The following is a 23,941-nucleotide window of genomic DNA, read 5'->3' on the forward strand; positions in this document are numbered from 1 at the left end:
TTGGGCGCTGTTTTAACTCAGATATGTTGGCCCATGCGCTCCTTCATGTAGTCAAGAAAAGCCTTTATTTTTGGGGGGTGGTACCCCCGGTGCGGGTATACCGCATACCAGGGCAATATCCATTGGCTGTCCAGGCATTCTTCAAGTCGGCCGGCTTCCAGGTCTTTGCGGGCATTCCATTCAAGCTGCAGCCCGATGCCATGGCCTGCCAATATCCATTCATAAAGCGTCTCGCCGCTGTTGCAGACCAGCCGCGGGGTGACTTCGACGTCATGGTCAGACCCTTCGCAGGTTACGCGCCAGCGGTTTTGCACGGTATGGCCTTGCGCCAGGCATAAGCAATCGTGATGGGCTAAATCGGCGGCCGACATCGGGCGTCCTTTACGCTTTAGGTAGTCAGGAGAGGCGCAGATGATCAGTCGGCCCTCGGTGACCTTGCGCGCAACGATATTGGGCTGGTTGGGCTGTTCGGGTTGAAACAGAATGTCCAGATCGTCGGTGAAGACATCTAAAGGTTCGTCGGATACGACCAGCTCGACCTGAAGCTCGGGGTAACGCATGGCGAAACGGGCGATCTCGGGGGCCAGGCTACGTTGTCCCCCTTGAAACATGGCACCGATTCTCAAACGGCCTTTCAGGCGCTGTGCATGGCTGCTGGCTTCGGCTTCGGCGTCCTGGATTTCGGCCAATATGCGTTGAGCCCGAACATAAAACGCTTTCCCGGCTTCGGTCAGCTGGAACCGACGGGCGTGGCGTTCTATGAGGCGTACACCCAGGCGTTTTTCAAGGGCGGTTAAGCGACGGCTCACGGCAGGTGGGGAGCTGTTCAACATGATGGCCGCCCGGGTAATGGCCCCTGCCTGGACGATATCTGTAAAAAGACGCAAATCATTCACGTTGTCGGCCAATGTTACGCTCCGTCAAAAGGGTTGATTCCGAAAAGTGGAATTGAATATTGTATTTTAGGGGGTTATTACCAAGTTTCTGCCATTTTAGAATTCATTTACAGGAAGTTTGATGCCGTGCTGGGCTGTATTCGAGCCGTGCACACAACATCTTGTCAGTGCGTTATTGCACTGTCATATCTTCTACGTTGACGAAAGGAAAAATGATGAAAACTAAATTGACCGCAGTAGCTCTGTCTTTGGGCGTTCTGGCTGGTGGCGTTGTGGCGCCGGCCTATGCTGATGACGCAAAAGCGGGCTCGATTGCCGAGCAAACGCGACAGGACCTTGCTGATTGGCGTCAGGCGGGCTTTGATGAGGCCAGTGTTTATGCGCTGTCGCAAGATGTATTCAGCGATGCGTACCGCGACCGTATGGCGAAATACCAGGAGTTGCGTCAACAGCGCGGTAAATAAGCCGGGCGGGCGCCGAAACCCGAAGGTGGGCTAACCCTCAGGTTTCGGTGCGAGCCGCGATCAGCCATTCGCCCAGGGCCTCGGCGGGTAGCGGCTTGCTGTACAGATAACCTTGAATTTCGTCGCAGCCTTGGGTGCGTAGGTAATCAAGTTGAGCCTGGGTTTCCACCCCTTCCGCAATGGTGTGAAAGCCCAGGCTGTTTGCCATTTGAATAATGGCCGAAACAATCGCGCGGTCATCACCATCGGTGGCAATGTCGCGCACAAAAGACTGGTCTATTTTCAGCTTGTAGATGTTGAATTTTTTAAGGTAACTGAGTGACGAATATCCAGTGCCGAAGTCGTCGATAGATAGCCTTATCCCGCGCCGGTGCAGGGTTTGCATGATGTGTATGGCGTGGTCGGGGTTAAGCATGGCTGCACTTTCGGTCAGTTCTAGCTCCAGGTATTCGGGGGGCAGCTCTGTTTTTGCCAGAATGTCGTCGACCAGGCCGATAAGGTTGGGGTGGCGAAACTGAATGGCTGACAGGTTGACCGACATGATCATGGGCGCATAGCCCTGGGCCAACCATTGTTTAAGTTGCGCTGTCGCAGTTTTTAGTACCCAGGCACCAATGGCGATAATTTGGCCGCTGTTTTCGGCAATGGGCATGAATTCGGCAGGCGAGACCTTGCCAAATTCAGGGTGATGCCAGCGCAGCAAGGCCTCGACGCCAATTACCTTGCGATCGGAAATCCGTACTTGTGGTTGATATACCAGTTGCAGTTGTTCATTATCAATCGCTGAAAGCAAAGCGCTTTCAAGGTTGAGCATGCGCGACGTGCGTTGTTGCATTTCTTTGGCAAAGAAATGGAAGTCGTTGCGTCCTTCCAGTTTGACCAGCTGCATGGCCATGTCGGCGCTTTTCATGAGCGTGTCGAAGTCTGCGCCGTCGTCGGGATACAGGGCGATACCAATTGACGGCGTCAGCGTCAGATGGTGCTCACCAATTTTGTAGGGTCTCGAAATATTGGTTAGCAATAATCGTGCCAGGCGCGCAGCATCTTCGGCGTGCGGCAGCGAAGCGACAATGGCGAACTCGTCGCCGACAACGCGCGCAACCGTCGCTTCGTCGCCTGCCGTTCTGGCCAGGCGTCGGGCCACATCAACCAAGAGCTGGTCGCCTACCGTGTGGCCGAGGGTTTCGTTGATGTTTTTGAAGCGGTCAAGGTCTATGTAGACCAGTGCAATAAGGTTGTGGCTTTGGCGTGCTGCGGTAATGAGTTGATTGGCACGGTCTTTGAGCAGTTGACGGTTGGGCAGGTCGGTTAACGTGTCGTAGTAAATCAGCTTTTCGATGCGGGCCTCGGCTTCGAGCCGGGACGTAATATCAACAATCGAGGCCAGCACAAAAGTGCGCCCGTCGATGGTAAGGGGGGTTAAGCCCACCTCAACCCTGAACAGTTCGCCGTCGTATCGCTTGGCATACAAGAAACGGTCTTTCCCCATGGGCCGATCGGTCGGCGCAGCTAAATAACTGTGGATGTGTCCATGGTGCGCATGTCTCATGCTGTCGGGGATAAGCATGTCGAGCTTTTTTCCAACCAACTGGCCTGTATTGAAACGGAACATGGCATCGCTGCGGGTATTGCTCAGGACGATGGTTTGCGTATCGTCGACCATGAGCATGGCGTTAGGCGCCGCCTCGACGGCTCGCCGAAAGCGGACCTCTTCTTGTTTGAGCGTTTTTTGCGCAATTTCAAGGTCTTTGTAGGGGCGTTCGATGGCTTCGACGACGAAGGCGCGGTAAATCAGTACATAAGCAATGACTTTGTAAATGTGCCCCAGTGCGTTGTAGGCCCCGTGCATGGTGCTGTAAAGCGTAAAGAAGAGTTCGCTCATGGCCAGCACGCAAACCGCACCAAATAGTGCGACCACGTGAAACGGCTGGGGCGCCCGCATGCGCTGCCATAAAATTGCGGCAGCCAAAAAATTAAGCGCGATGATCAGGTATTCGGTGTTGATTTTGAGGGCGGTAAGCCCCTGCCCGGCAACAAACCATTGGGGCATGTGGTTTGGATATTGGATGACCAGCCACTGCCAGCCAAGGACAAGGGTGAGCATGCCAGCCAGCACGGTGTATTTTTGACGCGTCGTCAGTGGCGTTTTCCAGGGCCGCAGTGAGATGATCAATAGCCCAACTGCGGCCAGCAAACGGGCCGCCATCCAAAAATTAATGTGTTTGTCGCCCAGGTTGGGTGAAAAATAATCGGGCATGCCTGCATACGACAGAGTATGGGCAAAATCGAGAACGGCGACGGCTAAAAAGATGGCAGCCAGTACGGTAAAGCTGGCCGAGAACCCCTGTATGCGGGTGCTCCAGGCGACGGCAAAAACCATGGCCGATACGATAATGGAGATGATCTCCATGAGCGTATGTAGTTCGAGGTAATGGGGGATGCCGTTGAAGCCGGGGGTTTCGGGCCACACCACCGAGACAAATTGCACCACCGCCAGCAGCAACAGCCAGCCCAATGCTTTGCGCATGGGATCCTGATAGTTGATATGCAACGTGTTCAGGAAACGCTGAAATACGCCTAGCGGTAAGGGGGTGTCGGGCATCAGGGATAAGCCAGGTAAGGTGTGTTAACGCCGGTGTGTAGCATACCTTGGGTCGGCGATTGGCGTAATGCCAGTGTGTGTACCTGACTTAACCTTGATATTAGCGCGGTTTTGTTTAGTCTGGGGAGACCTCTGCGGCCAAGGGGACATTGAGGTGCGCTTTTGCGCGCGGGATGACGCTAGACAGGATATCGGGCTCGGGGTGACTGGCGACCAGCAAAATGACCAGTTTGGCCAAAAACACTTCGCGCTGCGCCGGGTCGATCTGGTCAATTGATGTGGCCAGTTGTTCGAAGTCGCGTTCGCTGAACGACGTGCCGTGGTGTGGAGTATTCATGGGGCCTCTTGAAATTGGGCTGTGCTTAAGGCGGCGTGGTCTAGTGCAGCAGCCAGCGCTTCGGGGGTAATGTGCCGCCAACGGCCTGCGACGCGCTGGTCTGGGCGCAACAAGTAGACGGTGTCGGGTTTGGCGTCGAACAGGTCGGCAATTTGGCATTGTGCAGGGAGGACCTGGAACCGCGCGTCGGTATCAGAGGCATGCACGGATCTTTCGAGCGCCAGTATTGCGGGATCGTTGGCCGTGTCGGAAAACACCAGTACCGTAAAGCAGGGGCCTAACAGGTCATAAAGCCGATCACCGTTTTTAGTGGCGATGCCGTCGGGTGGAATGGCGCCGACATCGGCCCGCGATGTAAACGCAGGGTCTTTGGCCGGAGCAGCGTTCAGAGGGCTGTCGGTGTATTCGTAAGGCGGCGAGGCGTAGGGGTCAAACAGGTTATTCAGGAATTTCTCGGTGATAGACAGGGACAAGACCGCGTCGCGCATCAGCGAGATGCCGGGTGACGGCGTGGTAATGAACAAGGTGGTCTTGGTCAGCTCGGCTAACGTATCCAGGATGGCACCGCGCCTTTCCTGGGTATAGGTGTCCAGCAGCTGGGGGGCCGATTGTCCCTTCACGACGCGGGCCAGTTTCCAGGCCAGATTGTGGGCGTCGGCGTAGCCGTGATTCACGCCGCGCCCCCCAAAAATGGGCACCTGGTGTGCGGCATCGCCGGCAAACAGCACGCGTTGTTTGTTATAGGTGGGCAGGCTAAGTGCGTTGGTGCGATAGATCGACGTCAGGATCAGTTCATAGTCGATGTTATCCAGACCCATTAATTCGAAGTGGGCCTTGATTCGGGCGTGGACTTTTTCAGGTTGCATTTCTTCGTCGGCATCCTGGCCATCAAGCAACTGGAAATCGAGCCGCCACATATTGAAGGGGGCGCCGTGCATGAGCACGGCCTTGCCGGGCAGATAAGGCGGGTTGAAGTACAGCCGCCGGCCGGCCGGAATAGGCAATTGGCAAATAATGTCGTTGATGACAAATTGCTGGGTGTATGACGTTCCTTCGTAATCAAGCCCCAATTGGCGCCGGGTGGTGCCCCGAGGGCCGTCTGCGGCAACCAGGTAGTCGGCCGACAGGGTGTAGTTGCCCGCAGCGGTGTTTACGTCCAGTACGACTTGGGTATCTTCGGGTGTCAGGGCAACAACTTCGTGCCCGAAACGTACCTCTACCAGCGGGGTTTTGGCGATTTGCTCAAGCAGCAACTGCTCCATCCAGCATTGTTGCAGGTTGGTTTGACCATGCTTCTCGTTGGGCGGGGGCGCAATGTTCATGTAGTGCACCATCTCCTTGCCGTAGTAGGTCCAGCCTTCGCCCCACGGCATGGCGATATCCATAACGGCTTTGCCCACGCCTAAATGGTCAAGAATTTGCAGGCTGCGACGGGTCATGGCCAGAGCCCGGCTGCCCTTTGAAATCGTCGTGCGCCGCTCTAGAACTATGCAAGGGACGTTGTGCTGCGATAACCCCAGGGCAATCGCCAGGCCGACCGGGCCTGCGCCGATAACAACTACGGGGCTACGGGTTTTACCGGTTGCGGCAATTTGTTCAGGCGTGATTAGAGGGAATTCTTCCCAATTGAAATACATGGGGTCTCCTGGGGGGCTAGGGTTGGATGCGCGTCGTTCTCACGCGGTAGGCTGTCCAAGAAACGCATCAGTGCCGCGTTGAAGGCGTCGGGCTGCTCAAGGTTGCTGATATGGCCGGCACCGATGATTTCGGTGTGCAGGGCGTGAGGGATGCGTTGGCACAATGCCGTCGTAACGCCGGCAGGGTAGACGGTGTCTTGGTCGCTGGTAATGATATGTACCGGGCATGTAATGTCTTCCAGGCGGTCGCCTCGGTCTTGCAGCGTCGAGGCGCGCAGCGTGCTTAGGTAGTTGGGCACGCGTAGTCGGTCGACCGCCTGAGCCATGACGTTGATGGCCGATAGCGGCGCGCCTGGTGCCATCATGGCCAGTGCCTGTTGGCGCCCGAAGTCGGGGGGCAGGCCGTTTTGTGTCAAAGCGCCCGATCGCGCTTCGACGAAGGCCTCGAGCTGGGTGGCGGTCATGTGGTCGAACCCGGGGCTGGTATTGGCCAGTGTTAAAGAAGCGACCCGGTCGGGCATTTGCAACGCGGCGGTGCGACACACCCGGCCGCCCATGGACAAACCCACCAGGTGTGCGCGCGGGACATTGAAGTAATCAATCACCGCCAGCAGGTCGGCGCAGAAATCTGCCTTGAACTGGATGGGCAAGGGCGGATCTTCGCTGTCACCGTAACCGCGAAGGTCGACGCTGACGGCGGTGTATTTGTGCTGCAGCGCTTCGAGTTGATGGGCCCAGGTGTTGCGATCGCCCCCCAGACCATGTACGAGAATGACAAGCGGCCCTTCGCCCGCAACGGAAATGGCTAACCTGGGCGATGACGAAATGGTATGGTGATGTATAGGCATAGGCAGACACTGACACATGGCTTTGCGGTCATTCTAAGTGCCTTGCTAACTATGTAAACCATGCAAATTCGTTTTATCAGTTAAACGAATTGCGCATAACGGGCGCGATCATCGGCGCGTCTTAGACGTGGGGAAAGGTTTCTGGCAGGTTGCTCAGGTGTTCGAAAATATGTCGTCTTAACCAGGAGTTGCCGGCGTCTTGGTGATAGCGTTCGTGCCAGTATTGGCGGATTTCGTAGGGTGCAATCTTGAAGGGTAGTTCCAGAGCCTGCACTTTGCCTTGTTGCGCCAGGGTGCGACCCAGGCGGCCCGGTACGATGGCCAGCAGGTCAGTGGCGGTAATAAGGGCCTCGAGGCCCAGGTAAGAGGGTACGCGTAAGGTTACATTGCGCTCAATGCCTTGTTCAAACAGCGTCTTTTCAAGCCGGGTATGACCCGTGCCGGGGGCGTCGAGCGCCAGATGCGCCTCTTCCAGATATTGTGACCGCGTCAGCGAGCCGGCGATGCGCGGGTGAGCCGTGCGCACGATGCACACATAGCTTTCGGTAAACAGGCGCTGCTGATAAAACCCGGTTTGCAGGTCGGTGGCGTAGCCGATGGCCAAGTCTAGCTTGCCCGACTCCAGCAGGTTTGCCGTGAGCTCGTCCAGATCTAACGCGTCGATTTTGATTGCGGGGGCAATGTCGCGAAGCGTGCCCATGAGTTCGGGCAGCATGACCAGTTGCCCGATATGACTGAGCCCCAGTCGAAAGCGGCGGGTTGACTCTCCCGGGTCGAAGGAGCGGTATGGGTTGCCTTGCGTGTTCAGCAACAAGACGGCCTGGTCGATATGCGGCAGCAGGCTTTCCAGAAACGGGGTGGGCATCATCCCGCCCGATGTCCTGACAAACAGGGGGTCGCCAAAGTGGCGGCGCAAATGACCCAGGCGTACGCTGATGGCGGGCTGGCTTAGACCGACCTGGTTGACGGCCGCGCTGATACTGCGTGCGGTAAACACTTCTTTAAGCAGCAAGAGATCGTGCAGGTCGAGTCGCGTCATGATTAATCTATTCGTTATTCGAATAAGTGATGCTTAAAGTAGCTGCTTGGCGGTTATTATTTAAAACAACAATAATGGCTATTATGGCTGAAATATTGCGTCCGCAATGGTGTTGTCGCACACTGGTTTCATCGCGTCGTCGCTTCCGATGCCGCAATGAACGAAACCGGAGACTTCAATGACAGCAGAAGCTACTTCCCGCGTCTCTAGCGAGCGCGAGCACTATTACAAGCAAATCGACCGCGAAAGCATGACCCCTTTGTGGGAAGTGCTGCACAGTGTGGTGACGCCCGAACCAATCACACCCTGTGTGCCGCATTTGTGGAAATGGGACGTGTGTCGCCCCTGGCTGGAAAAGGCCGGTGAATTGATTACCGCCAAAGAGGCCGAGCGCCGTGTGCTGGTGCTTGAAAACCCGGGTTTGCGTGGTCAGATCCGTATCACGCACAGTCTTTATGCCGGCTTGCAACTGATTTTGCCGGGCGAAGTGGCGCCTGCCCATCGCCATTCGCAGTCGGCTTTGCGTTTTATTTTGAATGGTAGTGGCGCCTATACCGCCGTTGATGGCGAGAAAGTCACCATGAACGTGGGCGACTTTGTCATTACGCCCTCATGGTCGTTCCACGATCACGGTAATCCGTCGTCTGAGCCTATGGTTTGGCTTGACGGTCTTGATGTGCCTATTGTTGAATTGTTCGATGCGCAGTTCATGGAGCGTGGCGCAGAAGACAGCCAGCATACGGGTACTGACGGTACGATCAATCTGGCTGAGTTCGGCAACACCATGAAGCCGGTTGAGTACAAGTCGCGCTCAAAAACCTCGCCGCTGTTCTGGTACCCCTACGACCGTACGCGAGAAGCGCTTTACACCATGAAGCGTCAGAGCCCCATGCACGAATGCTGGGCGTTCAAGCTGCAATACACCAACCCAGTCACCGGCGACTGGGCCATGCCCACGATTGGTACCTTTATGCAATTGATGCCGGCAGGCTTCAAGGGCAAGGCTTATCGTTCAACCGATTCGACCGTGTATGCCGTCGTCGAAGGCACAGGTCGTTGTGTTGTGGGCGATCAAACCCTGACCTTTGGACCGAAAGACGTCTTTGTTGTGCCATCGTGGATGCCTTACCACTTCGAGATTGATGGCGATGACGCGGTCGTTTTCAGTTTCTCCGATCGCCCCGTGCAGCAGGCGCTTGACCTGTGGCGTGAGAAAATCGGCTAATTCGGCTGCTATTGCGTCTGATTTTTTGGGTGCGCTCATCGCTGCGCACTCCAAAGCCCTCTGTTTTGCAGGGGGCTATTTTTTTGGGCTTGCGTCGTCGCAGCTCAAGAACAGTCGGCAGAGGGTGTCAATATCTTCGTCGCGCGCAGTTTGTCCATTCTTAAGGTGGAAGTTGAGTGCGTAGCCGTCGAAGGCCATGATGAGCAACGTGGTGACGGTTTGGTGGGTTGCGGTTGACGCGGCAGGCAGGCATTGTGTCAGCAGCCTTTTCAAGCTGGCTTCAATGGTGTTGCGTAGCCTGGGCGAATACTTGTCTTGTATCGAGCGATCCGACAGCGCTTCGATCAGCACGCTGCAAAATCCGTTGTCGGCAGCGGGCAATTCTTGCCACATGGCAACAAAAAGGGTTCTGAGTGCAAGCTCGGAGCTTGCGCACTGGTCTATTCGGGCTTTCAGTGCCTCAAGTTGGTTGGCAAACCAAGCGTCATATACCGACAGCAGAATGTCGGCCTTACCGTCGAAATAAACATAGATGTTGGCGGCCGACATGCCGGCTGCTTTCGCAATTTGCGGGATTTTGGTGCCAGCGTACCCGTGCGTTTTGAATAATGCGCGGGCTGCTGCCGTGATGGCTTGTTCTACCTCTGTTTTCTTGACCTGTACCAAAATGCCCCCTTGCTTGAAGGCTAATTTTTAGCATGTTTGAACATAACGGAGACCGTGTGCGATCGGGCGAGGGTAAACCACGATTTTTATGCGGACAGACTTAACCTTATTATAAAAACGAAAGACGTTCGTTTTTGATGGGGTGCATGGCGCTGGGTTTTTGGCGCATTCTCATCTTTCTCCATTTTTCAGGAGCATGTCCATGATTGCTGCCGACATTCGTACCCAAACACTCAATCCGGCCAAACTGCCGGGTTTGTTCAAAAAGCAGTTTGAATTGTGCAAAGTCGGGCCGGGTCAAACCGTGGCTATTGTGAGCGACTTGGGCACGCGTACCGAGTATATCGAGGCGGCATTCGCAGCGGCCGACATGCTGGGCGCCGATATTTACGAAATGAAGGTCAATATGATTCCGGGCTGGACCAATGTGGGTGTACCCACGATTGGAAAATGCAAGGGCACGCTGGAGGCGCTGAAGGCATGCGACATGATTCTGATTTTTCATGTGCCGCTTTTTGCCGCATGGCTGCGTGAAGTCATGCATGCCGGTGTGCGGGTACAGATGATCATCGATGCGCCCGACGATCTGTATGCGTTGCAGGCACCTGCGGGGCTCAAAGACGCGGTGATGCATGCGCATCGCATATATGAAAAGACCCGACGCGTGCACGTCACGAGCAAGGCGGGTACAGACCTGACCTACGCGTGCGGCGAGTATCCGGTGATGAGTCAGTACGGCTACGCCGATGAGCCTGGCCGTTTCGACCATTGGGGCGTCGGGCTAATTCATACGTTTCCGAATGAGGGCAGCGCGACCGGACGAGTGGTTGTTCAGCCAGGCGATATTGTGATCTTGCCCTACTGTCGCTATGTTCAGGATCAGATCGTCATCGAAATTGAAGAGGGACATATTCGTTCGATAGAAGGCGGGCTGGATGCCACCTTGATGCGCGAGTGGTTGGCCGACGGCAAAGAACATGAGGCCGATATGGACCCCTATGCTATTTCCCACCTAGGCTGGGGGATGAACCCTCAATGCCGTTGGGACGCATTGGCTTTGTACGGTGACTCGCCAGAACGCAGTCGGGCAGCTGCGCGGTGTTTTCCGGGGAATTTCCTGTTTTCTACCGGGCCCAACACGCAAGGCGGCGGCAAGCGAAAAACGCGAGGCCACTACGATTTGCCGATGCGAGATTGCTCCATCGACCTTGACGGGGTACGCGTTGTAGACGCAGGCCGTTTGGTCGATCCGAAAATGATTGTGCCGCGCGAGGCTCGATAACGATGGACATTGCACTTTACCCGGCCCAGGAGCCCTTGAATGAAAACGCTGCGGCGTATCACGCGTACCTGATCGAGCGTGCTCAGGGGCTAACGCCTCTGGAGTTCAATTATGGGCCCGACCCGTACCAAAGCCTTGCCTTGTTTCCTGCCGATAAGCCCGATGGGCGTGTACTGTTGTTCTTTCATGGGGGCGGCTGGACCAACGGCTATAAAGAGTGGATGTCGTTCATGGCACCCGCCCTAAACGCCAAAGGAATTACCTTTGTTACGGCAGGTTATCGCCTAGCGCCTGTGCATACCTTTCCGACGGGCTTTAATGATTGTGCCCAGGCGCTTGATTGGCTATGGTCCAACGTGAACGCATATGGCGGCGACGCCAGCAAGATATTTGTAGGGGGACATTCTGCCGGTGGGCATTACGCCGCCATGCTAGGGGTTACTGAGGCGACGGCGGCTGGCGTCCCCTGTCGTACACGGATACGTGGTTGTGTGCCCGTTTCGGGGGTCTACTACTTTGGTGATAACTCGGGTATGGCTGTTCGGCCGCGGTTCTTGGGGCCGCTTGAAGCCGGTTTGGATCAACGTGCCTCGCCCCTGTACTTGGTCGATCAGGGCTTGCCGCCGTTCTTGTTGACGTGGGGTGACAATGATTTTCCACACTTGAAGCGACAAGCTTTGGAAATGAAAGCAGCGCTGGCGGAACAAGGCAACATTGTGGATACGCTGGAATTGCCTGGCTGCAACCACTTTACGGCCAGTTACGCCGCAGGTGATATTGACGGGGTGTGGGTCAACGCTGTCGACGTATGGTCTGGGCGGCTTTTGACATAATCTGCTCCTTTCTTAAGGGGCGTAAGACGAACGCTATGCGGAGTTTGACAAAAAATGCGCATAATACGGTAAGCTAACCTTACCAAATTACTTCACCGAGGCAGGAGACCATGCGCGATATCGACGAATTCACGATTACGACGGCTGTAAAGCAAATGACGGGCCCCAAGGCAGACCCGCGCTTGCGCGAGATCATGGACTGTCTGGTCAGTCACCTTCACGATTTTGCGCGCGAGGTCAAACTGACCGAGGCCGAGTGGTTTCAAGCGGTGCAGTTCTTGACGCAAGTGGGGCAAATTTGCGACGACAAGCGCCAGGAATTCATCTTGTTGTCCGACACCTTGGGGTTGTCGACGCTGGTCACGGCACAGAACAACCGTAAGCCTAAGGGGTGCACCGAAGCGACGGTGTTTGGCCCGTTCTACGTCGAGGGGTCTCCGGTGTATAACCACGGCGACGATATCTCCAACGGGGCAAAAGGCGTGCCTTGTTTTGTTTCGGGCACGGTCAAGGGCCTTGATGGCGCACCGATTGCGGGCGCAGAGCTTGCGGTCTGGCAGTCTGATGATGAGGGCTTTTACGATGTGCAGCGGCCCGAGGTGCACGAACACCAGGCTCGTGGACGCTTGCGTACGCGTGATGACGGCAGCTTCGATTTTCGGTCGATTTTGGCGGTGCCGTATCCTATCCCGCACGACGGCCCGGTTGGGAAAATGCTCGACGCACTCGACCGTCATCCGTGGCGCCCCGCACATTTGCATTTCATGATTACCGCCCCGGGCTATGAACGCCTGATTACGCACATTTTTAACGAGACCAGCGACTACCTCGAGTCGGACGCGGTGTTTGGCGTGCGTTCAACCCTTGTGGTGGATTGGGATCGGCACGAACCGGGTACTGCACCCAATGGCACGACCATGAATGAGCCGTACTACACCGTCTCTTACGACTTTGTCCTGAATCCGCAAGCCTAAGTCGCGTTATACGGTTTTTGCATAAAAAGTATAGTCAGACAGCATTATCCGGATGCCCGCGCGGTTTGTAGACTGCATCGATAAAACTGCGTTATTGTCGTTTGCAGATAATTCGGGCCGTGCAGCGGCTTTAAAACAAAAGGAGGATTCATGAGCAATAAACCCAAGATCGTGGTGACGGTCGCCCCTACGGGCGGTATGGCCAGCAAAAAACAAAACCCTGCATTGCCGACAACCCCCGAAGAGATCGCTGCCGACGTCTACGATTGCTATAACGCAGGGGCCAGTGTGGTGGCGGTTCATGCCCGTCGTGCGAGCGATCAGGAAGCCACCTGCGACCCAGCGGTTTATACCGAGATCAATCGCCGTATTCGAGACAAGTGCAACATCATCCTGAACAACTCGACCGGCGGCGGCATTAACGGCGACATGATTCACCAGCTTAATAACGGGCTCTGGGAAATCAAGTTCGAAGAGCGCCTGAAAGGTATGGAAGGCGAGGGCGTGGAAATGTGCACGCTCGACGCGCAAACCATTTGCGCCACGTTTGGCGACAAAGAAATTCTGGTCCCCACCACACCCAAGCGGGTTCGCGAGCTGGCCGACAAAATGAAGGCGCGCGGCATCAAGCCCGAATGGGAAGTCTTTGCGCTGTCCGACTTGCTGGAAGTGGGCAAAATTCTCAAAGACGTCGATGAAGAGCCCTATTTCATCAATATGGTGTTGGGCGTGGCGGCGTTCCAAGGGGGCTTGCCCTATACGCCTAAAATCATGCAGTTGCTGGTCGACCATCTGCCTAAAGGCGCGATTTTCAACGTCAGCGCCATCGGCCCGGCACAGTTGCCGGCCGCCATGCAGTCGTTATTGCTGGGTGGCCATGTGCGGGTTGGCCTTGAAGACAACCTTTATTACGAGCAGGGTAAGCTGGCGACCAACGTGCAATTGGTCGAGCGCATCGTTCGCCTGGTTCGCGAAATGGGTTACGAGCCGGCCACGCCGGACGAGGCTCGCCAGATCATGGGACTGCCCCGTCGCAAGTAAACGGTCAACCCACTTGTGATGAGCACAGATACTTTCTGCGCCGTTGCTGCCGTCCGGCAAGTATTGCCTGACGGCAGTTTTATTTTGCGCAATGCCCACCCTTTGCAGCCGTATGGCCGTTGCATTACCGATGCCTTGTTGTATTGGGCCGAACGTACGCCCGACGAGACCTTGCTGGCGCAGCGCGCCGGTAATCTTGATGCGCCCGAAGCGGGTTGGGAGCGGCAGTCTTATGCTCAAACCCTGGCGCGCGCGCGGGCGGTTGGGCAGTACTTAATTAACGCGGGGTGCGGGCCGCACGCCCCATTGGCTGTGGTGGCCGAGAACAGCATCGACACCGCCAATATTTTGCTGGGGGCGCTGTATGCTGGCGTTCCGGTAGCGCCGGTGTCTCCGGCATATGCTTCAGTCGACGCGGCATTCGATAAATTGCTGGCGTGCTTTGCGGCACTTAAGCCCGCTGTGATTTATACCGACAACCTGTCCCGGTACGGTGCAGCGTTGCTCAAGGCGTGCACCGAAGACGTTATTGTGATTGCTCCCGGGGCGCCTACGGGGGCGGTAGCACTTGACGAGGTGCTGGCTACGCCGGCAGACAGTGTTGACGTGCGCAACGCAAGCATTGCCCCGGACGATGTCGCCAAAATTTTGTTTACCTCGGGCTCAACCGGTGTGCCCAAAGGGGTCATCAATACACAGCGTATGTTGTGCGCCAACCAGCAGCAGTTGGCGCAGATCTTCCCGTTTGTGCAGCAGCGCAAACCTGTGCTGGTTGACTGGTTGCCCTGGCATCACACCTTTGGCGGCAACGAAGTGTTTTTTCTGGCCTTGAGCCATGGCGGTACGCTGTATATCGATGCCGGCAAGCCCGCCGGCGCTTTGTTTGAACGTACCGTCAGTAACCTGCGCGAAGTCTCGCCGACGATTCACTTCAATGTGCCTTTGGCCTTTCATCAACTGGTTAACCGCATGACGCACGACGACGTGTTATGCCAAAGCTTCTTCAACCGGCTTGACCTGATTTTCTATGCCGGCGCGGGCATGCCGCAAAAAACGTGGTCTGACCTTGAAGACCTGGCTGCCAAGGTGCGTGGTCACCGCGTGCCTTTGGTTACCGCATGGGGCGCCACCGAAACTGCGCCGCTGGCGACGGGGGTGTTTTTCGATTCCAGGCGTGCCGACAATATTGGTTTGCCGGTGCCGGGTTGCGACATCAAGTTCGCGCGTGTCGATGACCGTTACGAGCTGCGCGTCAAAGGGCCTAATGTGTTTCCAGGTTATCTGGCGCGCCCTGATTTAACGTCATCGGTTTTTGATGATGAAGGCTATTTCCGCTCGGGCGATGCGGCAAGGCTGGTGGACGACGCCGATCCGGCCCAGGGCATTGTTTTTGAGGGGCGGATTGCCGAAGACTTCAAGTTGCAAAGCGGTACCTGGGTCTCGGTAGGGCGCTTACGTGGGTTGTTGTTGGGTGAGCTATTGCCGGTGGTGGCCGATGTCGTCATTGCGGGGTCTGGCCGCACCGATGTCCGTGCATTGGTTTTTATCGACCTGGCGGCGGCGCGTCGTTTGGTGGGCGATGCCACCCTAAACTACGAAGCGCTGGCCCAGCATGTCGATGTGGCGTCATTTGTGCAGGCGGGGGTGAGTCGTTACAACCAGCGCAACCCAGGCAGTGCCATGTACATTGCCGCTTATGTGCTGGCTACTCAGCCACCCTCTGCCCAAGCTCGTGAAATCACCGATAAGGGCTCGCTGAACCAGGCGAATGTACTGGCCAACCGCGCTCAGGCTGTCGAGGCGCTTTATGCCGATTAGGCAGGCTGGCAGGCCGCGACACCCACCTCGAAGTACTGGCTGGGGCGCAGATACGGAAATGGGTTGTCTTTGTGCGTGACGACAGTCGTTATATGGTGCTCCTGAATCAGATGTTCCAGCGTGGCCGGCAGCCAGGCCAGGGTGGCCGTTTCAAGCGTGGCGAAGGGTTCGTCAAGTAGCAGCACGCGCGGACGTACTACCAGTGCCCGGGCAATCGACACACGCTGTTGCTGGTCTTGCGTTAGCCGACTTGCCCGCGTGTGCATTACATTTCCTAATTGCATGCGTTGCAAGGCAATGGCGGTATCGACATGCAGTTCATCACGCGATTTATGTCTTCCGTGGGCCCGGTTCACTGCCAAAAAGACATTCTGGTAGGCGGTCAGCCAGGGCAGCAGGGCGGGCCACTGAGGCACGAGTGCCCGTTCTGGTCCAGGGCCTGTCACCTCTTTGCCGTTACAAATCACCCCGCCGCGTCCGGGCTCGATCAGACCTGCGATCAGTAATAAAAAGCCCGACTTGCCTTTGTTGGGTGGTCCATGCACTACGAGGGTAGTGCCTTGTGACACGGTGACGTCGACATTCAGCAGCGACAACCCTGCGGCTTCTGCGCTGTCGGTGCAGACCTGTTCCAGTGAAATGAACTTTGGGTTATGCATAGTGACGTGGTGTAAAGCGTGTTTCGGTTGCCTGGTGGGTGTGGCGGCGCAAGCAATGGGCTCAGCGCCGTCTTATCAGTCGAAAAGGCACGCGCAACCACGCCGGGAAAATGGCGTATCGGAAAGTTTGCCATGGGCTCAGGGCAAGCATTTTTGCGGTGAAGCGGTAGTTGTTGTCCATCGGGCACCTTTTACATGTCGTGGCCGCAGGCGCGGTATATAAAGCTATTTAGCAAAAAGCGTGCCATTGTTTAGGGTCAACCCTAGGTGCAGGGTGCGCCATTGTGGTGCGGTCGCATTGCGCGCTGCTCCGAAGCGGGGCAGCGCGTTAAAATGGCGATTCTTCCCGGAGGTCGATTCATGCCTATGTCGCTGGCAGAGCATCTGCGTCAGTTTCGCGCTGTACTTGCGGTGTGCAAAACAGGCAGTACGTCGCAGGCGGCGACCATTCTCCCGTTGTCGCAGTCGGCTATTGCGCGCGCCATCCGCGAGCTTGAAACCGCCGTGGGCGTCCCTATTTTCGACAGAACCGCGCGTGGCATGTTGCCGACGACTATCGGCCAGTTGCTGGCGCACCGCGCCGAACGTGCTTTTGCGCAATTGCGTCAGGGCGAGCACGAAGCCTTGAGTTTGGCGGAACAAGACCCGCCTCACGTCCCCGCCGGGCGGTTTGCCGGTACTTGCGGCTACCGTCATTTGCAAACGTATATTGTGTTTTGTGAGGTGCGCAGTGAGACGGCCACCGCCGGTCGTCTGCAGGTTAGTCAGCCAGCCGTTAATCAAACCTTGCGTCAGCTCGAACACATGCTGGGGGTTCGTCTGTTCCACCGTTCTGCTCGGGGCGTACGGCTAACCGAAAGCGGCGAAGTCGTTTTGCAGCGGGCCAAGCTGGCGCTCGACGAGTTCCGGCAAGCTTCTGAAGACCTGGCTGCGTTTCAGGGACGCATGCGTGGGCGTCTGGTGATCGGCTCGTTGCCGCTGTCGTCGGGGGCGCTGGTGCCGCGTGCCGTTGACCGCGTGTTGGCGCAATACAAAGATTTGAGCGTCAGTATTGTTGATGGCACGTACGACGGCCTGATGTATCAGCTGCGTCATGCTGACATCGATGTGCTGGTGGGGGCGTTACGCCCACAGGCGCCGGGGGCAGATGTTATTCAAACACCTTTGTTCGAAGACACCTTGTCGGTGGTTGTCCGCAAGGGCCACCCACTTGAGGGGCTTACCATCGCGGGCCTTGACCAACTGGTGGGCGAGTCCTGGATTGCGCCGTTGCACGGTACGCCGGCACGCGATGCTTTCGAACGCGCCTTTCACGCGGTTGGCGTCCAGCCGCCATCAACCGTGCTCGAAGTGAACAGCGCCATTGTGCTGCAGGCGTTATTGCAAGACAGCGACCGATTGGCCTTGCTGTCGCGCCGGCAAATGTTTCACGGGATATCTGCCGGCGCGTTCAGTGTCTTGCCCGTTCCGGTCAAAGAAACGACTCGTTATATTGGCTTGACCATGCGCGCCGACGCCGACCCCAATATCACCATGAAGTCGTTTATTCATGAGCTTGGCAGGTTGGCCGCCTCGTTGGTATAGTGGCTGGCGTATAACCAGAACGCCTAGGTAGGGTGCCGATTGGCATTGGTGGCGCAAACCGTGTGGTGCGATGATAGTGACCATTCCAAAGTGTTTTGGAAGTCACACAGATCTATAACTATATACGGAGATGCGCCATGTATTCTTTTATTGGTAAGCGTTTTAAAGTGGGCGCCGCGGCCTGTGCAGTGGCCGGCAGCCTGCTCGCAGCACCGGTTCTGGCCGACGAAATCAAGGTTGGCTTGCTGAGTCAGTATTCGGGCACTTATTCCTGGTGGGGTCAAGAATACGACCGTGGTGTCGAAATGTTCATGGCCGAAACCGGCGGTAAAGTCGGGAATCACACGATTACCGTGGTCAAGCGTGACGAAGGCGGCGCAAACCCGCAGCGCGCCCGTCAACTGGCACAAGAGCTTATCGTTCGCGACAAAGTGCAATACCTGACCGGCGGTGTGTTTACGCCTACCGTCATGGGCACCTCCGACATCGTCGACCAAACCAAAACGCCTTACGTTTTTGTTAACGGCGCAACGTCCAGCATGACCAATAAAACGCCCTACTTTGCGCGTGTGGGCTATACGTCCTGGACATACGCCGTTCCCCTGATGAAGTGGGCCTACGAACAGGGTGCTCGCGAAGCCGTTACGGTTATTGCCGACTACGCGCCGGGTACAGACATTGCTCAGGCGTTTGATACCAGCTTTACCGAGTTGGGCGGCAAAGTTACCGACCTCATCAAAGTGCCGCTCGGTACCACCGACTTCTCTACCTACCTGCAGCGCATCTCCGATTCGGGTACCAAGCACGTCTTCATGTTCATGCCTGTAGGCCCTATGTCGGCTAGCTTCATCAAGGCCTTCCAAGACCGTGGTTTAGGTAAAGCTGGCGTGCAGTTGTATGCTGGCGCCGAAACGCAAGAGTCCGACTTGCCGGCTATCGGTGATTCGGCTCAGGGTATTGTCACTTCGTTGCACTATTCGCCTTACCTCGACAACCCTGAAAACAAAGCGTTTGTAGAAAAATACAAAGCAAAATTCGGCCCCGATGCAATCCCTAGCCTGGCTTCCATGGGTGCTTACGACGCCATGCAAGTTATTGCGCACATGATCAAGGCAACCGACGGTAAAAAAGACGGTGACGCTGCCATGGCATCCATCAAGGGTTATTCCTGGAAGAGCCCTCGTGGCCCCGTCACCATCGATCCGAACACACGCGAAATTACACAAAACATCTACATTCGCAAAGTTCAGAAAGTTGACGGCGGTTTGCTGGGTAACGTTCCTGTCCACACCTACGAAGCCGTTGCCGAGCCCTGGCACGCGCGCAATCCCAAGTAAAGCCAAAATTACGTAGTACACGGCGCGGCTCCAATATCACCGGGGCCGCGCCTATCAAAATAGCCGCTGGTTTCAGGTGGCAAATCTTTCCTCAAGGGGGACATCATGGGTGTACGTTTTGCCGCGCGTATGGCGCGGGGTGCTGTGTCGTTCGCGGCGTTTTCAATGTTGGCGGTTGGTGCAGCTCAAGCAGCAGAAATCAAGGTTGGTTTGCTTAGCCAGTATTCGGGTACGTACGCTTGGTGGGGGCAAGAATTTGACCGCGGCGTTGAGCTATTTCTGTCTGAAACGGGCGGTAAAGTAGGCGATCACACGATTACGGTCGTCAAGCGTGACGAGGGCGGCACCAGCGCCCAACGTGCCCGGCAGCTTGCACAAGAGCTGGTTATCCGTGACAAGGTTCAGTATCTTTTGGGTGGGGCATTTACGCCCACCATCATGGGTACCGCAGATATCGTCAACCAGACCAAGACGCCTTATGTCATGGGTAATACAGGCACATCCAGCGTTACTGATAAATCGCCGTATTTTGTTCGCGCAGGCTTTACCCAGTGGCAGTTGAATATGCCGTTGACAAAGTGGGCGTACGAACAAGGCGCCCGTAAGGTTGTAACGATCGGCGCCGATTTTGCGCCCGGGCACGATGCGCTTGAAGCATATGCGGTTGGCTTTAAAGATATGGGGGGCGAGGTTGTTGAAGAAATTCGTGTCCCATTGGGTACGACCGACTTTTCTACCTATTTGCAACGCATTCAAGATGCCGGCGTTAAACACGTATTTATGTTCATGCCCGTTGGCCCTATGTCGGCAGGCTTTATCAAGGCATTTTATGAACGTGGCTTGAACAAGCAGGGCATTGCGCTGATGGCGACCAACGAAACCATGGAATCTGATTTGCCGGCAATTGGTGATGTTGCGATTGGCATGGTGACCGCCCAGCATTACACGCCTTATCTTGATAATGCAGCAAACAAGGCGTTTGTTCAAAAGTACAAAGCCAAGTTTGGCGCCGACGCAATACCTAGTTTGGGGTCGTTGGCTGTTTACGATGGTATGCATTTGATCGCCCAAATGATTAAAGCGACAAATGGTGAGAAAGATGGTGATAAGGCCGTGGCTGCAATTAAAGGCTATGCGTGGGAAAGTCCGCGCGGGCCAGTAAAGATCGACGCAGATACGCGTGAAATAGTGCAAAACGTCTATATGCGCCGTATCGAAAAGGTCGATGGCGTTTTGGGTAATGTGCCTTTTCAAACCTTCGAGGCTGTCGTAGAGCCTTGGCACGCCAGAAAGGCCAAGTAATTCCTGTTGTCAAAGGGGCGGCTCGTCTAGTCGCCCCACGTTTATACGAGTTGTCCCATGCCAAATGCGCTATCTACATTTCTTACCCTGACCATCGACGGGGTGTCCTACGGGATGATGCTGTTTCTCATCTCGGTCGGCCTCACGATTACGCTTGGGGTGATGCGGGTCGTTAACCTTACGCACTCCGCGTTCGCCATGATTGGCGGGTTTATTACCTTGTGGCTGATGCGCTCAGCTGACATGAATTTTTTTGTGGCGCTGCCGGTCGGCGTTCTCGCCACCATGGCACTGAGTCTGATCCTCGAGCGTACCTTGTACCAGTGGGTGTACAAGTGCGATCCGCTCGGACAGTTGCTCATGACTATTGGTATGACCTTCGTCATTACGGCGCTGGTCAAAAACCTTGCCGGCCCGCAAATTCAAAGCATTGCGCTGCCTGACGTCTTGTTGGGGCAGTGGTCGTTGGGCTCGCTCAATATTTCGGTGTATCGCTTGTTCGTGCTGGGCTTAAGTGTGGCGGTGGCTGGTGCGCTTTGGCTGTGCCTTGAATACACCACGTTCGGTGCGCGTTTGCGTGCGGCGGTCGATAACCCGCGCATGGCGCGTTGCGTGGGCATTAATGTGCCGCTGGTGTTCTCGGTAACGTTTGCGATCGGCTGCGGCTTGGCGGCGCTGGGTGGTGCTGTTGGCACACAAATGCTCCCGCTCGAGCCCTACTACGGCCTGAAATACCTGGTGTTGGTCCTGATCGTGGTTGCCGTTGGCGGCTTGGGCAGCCTGAAGGGGTCGCTGTATTCGGCGCTGTTGCTTGGCCTGATCGATACGATGGGTCGTTATTACATCCCCGCGTTGGGCGGTTTCATTATTTACCTTGCTGTATTGGCTATTTTGTTGGCCCGCCCGCAGGGTCTGGTTGGTCGTGCAGGCTAAGGGGGGCACATCATGAACAAACAATCTGATGCAAATCTGGTCGTTGGGGCATTTCGTCGGCAACGCTATAACTTGGCCGACGCCGCGCTGGTGGTGGCCGCTGCATTAACGCTGTTATTTGGCGAGTACTACCTGGCGCTGGCTGCGTTCGTGGTCATTATGGCCATCTTTGCGCTGTCGTTAGACCTGGCGCAGGGGTACGGTGGGGTCGAGTCCCTAGGGCACGCGGCCTTCTTTGGCGTGGGCGCTTACGCTGCGGGCTTGTATTCATTGCATTTCTCACCCGAACCCATCAGCGGGTTGTTGGTGGCCGCCATTGCAGCCGGTGTCGTGGGTTTGTTGTCGGGTTTTGCCGTGCTGCGTACGCAGGGCCTTACCCAGTTGATGCTTACCCTGGCCGTGGCGACCTTGCTGTACGAGCTGGCCAACGTTGCCAAAGGCATTACCAATGGCGACGATGGCCTGACGGGTTACGATGTCGCCCCGTTGCTGGGCATGTTCCAGTTCGATATTTATGGCTACACCGGTTTTGTATATGCCTTTGTTGTGCTGGTGCTGGTGTATGCGCTGCTTAAAAAACTGGTGAATTCATCCATTGGTCAAACCGCCCAAGGTATTCGCGAAAACCAGACCCGTATGCGCATGTTGGGCGTGTCCGTCGAAAAGCGCTTGTGGGTGCTGTACACCATTTCGGCAGCGGTCGCAGGTATTGCGGGCGGCTTGTCGGCACAAATCAATCGCATCGTCGGTCTCGATTCCCTGGCGTTTACGTTGTCGGCCAACGTCGTCGTGATGTTGGCGTTGGGCGGTACTGGTCGTCTTTATGGTGCGTTGTTCGGCGCCTTATTGTTTGTGGTGTTGTCCGATCGCGCAGCCGCCATCGACCCCACCAACTGGCTGGCGGTGCTGGGCGTTGTCCTGATTCTTATCGTACGTTATGCCCCCGATGGCCTGGCCGGCTTTGTGGCGCGCATGGTCGCCAAAAGGAGCGAAAAATGACAGCAGCACTTGAACTTCAAGGGCTGAGCAAGCAGTTCGGTCAACTTAAAGTTACGCAAGACGTTAGTCTCAAGCTTGAAAAAGGGGTGCGTCATGCACTCATCGGCCCTAACGGTGCGGGCAAAAGTACGCTGGTGCACCAAATTACCGGCTTGCTTCAACCGTCGAAGGGTCGGGTATTGCTTAACGGCACCGACATCACCGGCATGTCACCCGAAAAACGTGTGAAGCTGGGTCTGGCGCGTACGTTTCAAATCAATTCGTTGTTCAATCGCCTGACGGTTGCCGAGAACATCGGCTTGGCGTTGTCGGCCCGCGAGGGGCGCGATGGCCGTCTGTTCAGCAGTATCACGCAATCGCCCGAACTGATGGATGAAGCGGCTGCGCTGCTGCATTCGCTCGGTCTGCTCGAGCTGGCCGGCAAGAGCATTTCCGATCTGGCCTATGGGCAGCGCCGGCTCATCGAAATCGCGTTGGCTCTGGCGCTCAAGCCGTCCGTGCTTCTGCTCGACGAGCCCGTAGCCGGGGTGCCGTCAACTGAAGGGGCGCGTTTGTTCGATTTGCTCGAGCGTCTGCCTGATGATGTGGCTGTGCTGGTCATCGAGCACGATATGGATCTGGTCTTCCGTTTTGCCCAGCGTATTACCGTGCTGGTCGAGGGGGCGGTACTGGTCGAAGGAACTGTTAAAGAAGTGCGTAGCGACCCACGTGTACGCGCGGTATACCTGGGGGAGCGTCATCATGGCTGAACTGTTGAAAATTGATAACCTGTTTGCCGGCTATGGTGAAACCGTGGTTATCGAAGGGCTGTCGCTTGCTCTTTCCGAGGGCGAGGCTATTAGTGTGCTGGGTCGCAACGGTGTGGGTAAATCCACCTTGCTCAATACGGTGCTTGGCTTAACAACGCAGCATTCGGGCAGTTTGCAGTATTTGGGTAAAGATATTGCCAAGGTGCCCAGTCACGAGCGTGCCATTGCGGGCCTTGGCCTGGTGCCCCAGGAACGCGAAATTTTCCCTTCGCTGACCGTGCACGAAAACCTTCGGGTCGCGCAGCAACCCGGCGAATGGGATCTTGACCGCATCTACGAGCTATTCCCGCGCTTGGCCGAGCGTCGGCGCAATATGGGCAATCAGTTGTCGGGCGGTGAGCAGCAAATGCTGGCCATCGGGCGTGCACTGATCGGCAACCCGCGTGTTCTGTTGCTCGACGAGCCCTTCGAGGGCTTGGCGCCGATCATCGTCGATATGTTGGTTGATGCTTTCCAGAAGCTGCATCAAGGCTCGCGCATGGGTATTGTGCTGGTAGAACAGCATGCCGAATTGGCGCTTGAACTGACCGAACGCGCAATTGTGCTCGACCGGGGCAAGGCGCGTTGGGAAGGGGAAAGCCACGTGTTGCTTAACGACCCCGACCAGTTGGCACAGCTGATTGGCCTGGGTGCCGAAGAAGAATGATTTTTTATTT

At 56.1% G+C, this 23,941-nt stretch carries 22 protein-coding genes; 14 read left to right on the plus strand and 8 right to left on the minus strand.

Annotation, left to right across the window (positions count from 1 at the left end; translation table 11 throughout):
- Window positions 1-17 precede the first annotated feature (17 nt).
- Entirely contained in the window at window positions 18-887 is an 870-nt protein-coding gene (locus CHR62_RS05105) for a LysR family transcriptional regulator (protein WP_158609093.1), read from the minus strand.
- Between the two features lie 224 nt (window positions 888-1,111).
- Between CHR62_RS05105 and CHR62_RS05110 the strand changes: the two genes are divergently transcribed.
- On the plus strand, window positions 1,112-1,360 hold the full coding sequence (locus CHR62_RS05110; protein WP_123660239.1) for a DUF4148 domain-containing protein: 249 nt from the start codon (window positions 1,112-1,114) through the stop codon (window positions 1,358-1,360).
- A gap of 37 nt (window positions 1,361-1,397) precedes the next feature.
- Here CHR62_RS05110 and CHR62_RS05115 read toward each other — a convergent pair whose 3' ends face one another.
- The 5 genes from CHR62_RS05115 to CHR62_RS05135 all read right to left on the minus strand — a co-directional run bounded on the left by CHR62_RS05115 (window position 1,398) and on the right by CHR62_RS05135 (window position 7,823).
- Window positions 1,398-3,962 (minus strand): EAL domain-containing protein, encoded by a 2,565-nt coding sequence (locus CHR62_RS05115; RefSeq protein WP_123660240.1) that lies wholly within the window; start codon window positions 3,960-3,962, stop codon window positions 1,398-1,400.
- A gap of 115 nt (window positions 3,963-4,077) precedes the next feature.
- A complete protein-coding gene (locus tag CHR62_RS05120) occupies window positions 4,078-4,299 on the minus strand; it encodes a hypothetical protein (RefSeq protein WP_123660241.1) in 222 nt (73 codons plus the stop codon).
- Entirely contained in the window at window positions 4,296-5,936 is a 1,641-nt protein-coding gene (locus CHR62_RS05125) for an FAD-dependent monooxygenase (protein ID WP_123660242.1), read from the minus strand. The genes CHR62_RS05120 and CHR62_RS05125 overlap by 4 nt, the downstream gene beginning before the upstream one ends.
- Window positions 5,906-6,784 carry an alpha/beta fold hydrolase gene (locus CHR62_RS05130; protein ID WP_158609094.1) on the minus strand — a complete coding sequence of 293 codons (879 nt, stop codon included), beginning with the start codon at window positions 6,782-6,784 and terminating at the stop codon, window positions 5,906-5,908. Before CHR62_RS05130 ends, CHR62_RS05125 begins: the two co-directional genes overlap by 31 nt.
- A gap of 121 nt (window positions 6,785-6,905) precedes the next feature.
- The gene (locus CHR62_RS05135; RefSeq protein WP_123660244.1) at window positions 6,906-7,823 is read right to left on the minus strand and encodes a LysR family transcriptional regulator; all 918 of its coding nucleotides are present in this window, start codon (window positions 7,821-7,823) and stop codon (window positions 6,906-6,908) included.
- A gap of 178 nt (window positions 7,824-8,001) precedes the next feature.
- Here CHR62_RS05135 and gtdA point away from each other — a divergent pair, with 178 nt between their 5' ends.
- Window positions 8,002-9,048 carry a gentisate 1,2-dioxygenase gene (gene gtdA / locus CHR62_RS05140; RefSeq protein ID WP_123660245.1) on the plus strand — a complete coding sequence of 349 codons (1,047 nt, stop codon included), beginning with the start codon at window positions 8,002-8,004 and terminating at the stop codon, window positions 9,046-9,048.
- 75 nt (window positions 9,049-9,123) lie between these two features.
- On the opposite strand, the gene CHR62_RS05145 is transcribed toward gtdA, so the two are convergent.
- A complete protein-coding gene (locus CHR62_RS05145) occupies window positions 9,124-9,714 on the minus strand; it encodes a TetR/AcrR family transcriptional regulator (protein ID WP_158609095.1) in 591 nt (196 codons plus the stop codon).
- A 196-nt stretch (window positions 9,715-9,910) separates the two neighbouring features.
- On the opposite strand from CHR62_RS05145, the gene CHR62_RS05150 reads away from it, so the two are divergent.
- The 5 genes from CHR62_RS05150 (at window position 9,911) to CHR62_RS05170 (ending at window position 15,662) form a co-directional block, all read left to right on the plus strand.
- On the plus strand, window positions 9,911-10,996 hold the full coding sequence (locus CHR62_RS05150; RefSeq protein WP_158609096.1) for a hypothetical protein: 1,086 nt from the start codon (window positions 9,911-9,913) through the stop codon (window positions 10,994-10,996).
- Between the two features lie 2 nt (window positions 10,997-10,998).
- The gene (locus CHR62_RS05155; RefSeq protein WP_123660248.1) at window positions 10,999-11,829 is read left to right on the plus strand and encodes an alpha/beta hydrolase; all 831 of its coding nucleotides are present in this window, start codon (window positions 10,999-11,001) and stop codon (window positions 11,827-11,829) included.
- A gap of 110 nt (window positions 11,830-11,939) precedes the next feature.
- Complete coding sequence (locus tag CHR62_RS05160; protein ID WP_123660249.1) at window positions 11,940-12,803, plus strand: intradiol ring-cleavage dioxygenase; 864 nt, start codon at window positions 11,940-11,942, stop codon at window positions 12,801-12,803.
- Window positions 12,804-12,953: 150 nt separating this feature from the next.
- Window positions 12,954-13,844 (plus strand): 3-keto-5-aminohexanoate cleavage protein, encoded by an 891-nt coding sequence (locus CHR62_RS05165; RefSeq protein ID WP_123660250.1) that lies wholly within the window; start codon window positions 12,954-12,956, stop codon window positions 13,842-13,844.
- Window positions 13,845-13,862: 18 nt separating this feature from the next.
- Window positions 13,863-15,662: a feruloyl-CoA synthase gene (locus CHR62_RS05170; RefSeq protein ID WP_123660251.1), complete on the plus strand. Its 1,800-nt coding sequence runs from the start codon at window positions 13,863-13,865 to the stop codon at window positions 15,660-15,662.
- On the opposite strand, the gene CHR62_RS05175 is transcribed toward CHR62_RS05170, so the two are convergent.
- Window positions 15,659-16,321, minus strand: coding sequence for an ATP-binding cassette domain-containing protein (locus CHR62_RS05175; protein WP_123660252.1), 663 nt, complete (start codon window positions 16,319-16,321; stop codon window positions 15,659-15,661). The genes CHR62_RS05170 and CHR62_RS05175 overlap by 4 nt on opposite strands.
- Before the next feature lie 360 nt (window positions 16,322-16,681).
- On the opposite strand from CHR62_RS05175, the gene CHR62_RS05180 reads away from it, so the two are divergent.
- The 7 genes from CHR62_RS05180 (at window position 16,682) to CHR62_RS05210 (ending at window position 23,931) form a co-directional block, all read left to right on the plus strand.
- Window positions 16,682-17,905: a LysR family transcriptional regulator gene (locus CHR62_RS05180; RefSeq protein WP_158609097.1), complete on the plus strand. Its 1,224-nt coding sequence runs from the start codon at window positions 16,682-16,684 to the stop codon at window positions 17,903-17,905.
- Window positions 17,906-18,042: 137 nt separating this feature from the next.
- The gene (locus tag CHR62_RS05185) at window positions 18,043-19,242 is read left to right on the plus strand and encodes an ABC transporter substrate-binding protein (RefSeq protein ID WP_123660254.1); all 1,200 of its coding nucleotides are present in this window, start codon (window positions 18,043-18,045) and stop codon (window positions 19,240-19,242) included.
- A 105-nt stretch (window positions 19,243-19,347) separates the two neighbouring features.
- Window positions 19,348-20,544 (plus strand): ABC transporter substrate-binding protein, encoded by a 1,197-nt coding sequence (locus CHR62_RS05190; protein WP_233574882.1) that lies wholly within the window; start codon window positions 19,348-19,350, stop codon window positions 20,542-20,544.
- Between the two features lie 57 nt (window positions 20,545-20,601).
- Entirely contained in the window at window positions 20,602-21,477 is an 876-nt protein-coding gene (locus CHR62_RS05195) for a branched-chain amino acid ABC transporter permease (protein WP_093971565.1), read from the plus strand.
- Between the two features lie 12 nt (window positions 21,478-21,489).
- Window positions 21,490-22,476, plus strand: a complete 987-nt coding sequence (locus tag CHR62_RS05200) for a branched-chain amino acid ABC transporter permease (RefSeq protein WP_093971566.1) — start codon at window positions 21,490-21,492, stop codon at window positions 22,474-22,476.
- The gene (locus CHR62_RS05205) at window positions 22,473-23,225 is read left to right on the plus strand and encodes an ABC transporter ATP-binding protein (RefSeq protein WP_093971567.1); all 753 of its coding nucleotides are present in this window, start codon (window positions 22,473-22,475) and stop codon (window positions 23,223-23,225) included. Before CHR62_RS05200 ends, CHR62_RS05205 begins: the two co-directional genes overlap by 4 nt.
- The gene (locus CHR62_RS05210; protein WP_093971568.1) at window positions 23,218-23,931 is read left to right on the plus strand and encodes an ABC transporter ATP-binding protein; all 714 of its coding nucleotides are present in this window, start codon (window positions 23,218-23,220) and stop codon (window positions 23,929-23,931) included. Before CHR62_RS05205 ends, CHR62_RS05210 begins: the two co-directional genes overlap by 8 nt.
- The last annotated feature ends 10 nt before the right edge of the window (window positions 23,932-23,941 follow it).

The sequence above is a fragment of the Pusillimonas sp. NJUB218 genome, assembly GCF_003788685.1.
Lineage (GTDB): Bacteria > Pseudomonadota > Gammaproteobacteria > Burkholderiales > Burkholderiaceae_B > Neopusillimonas.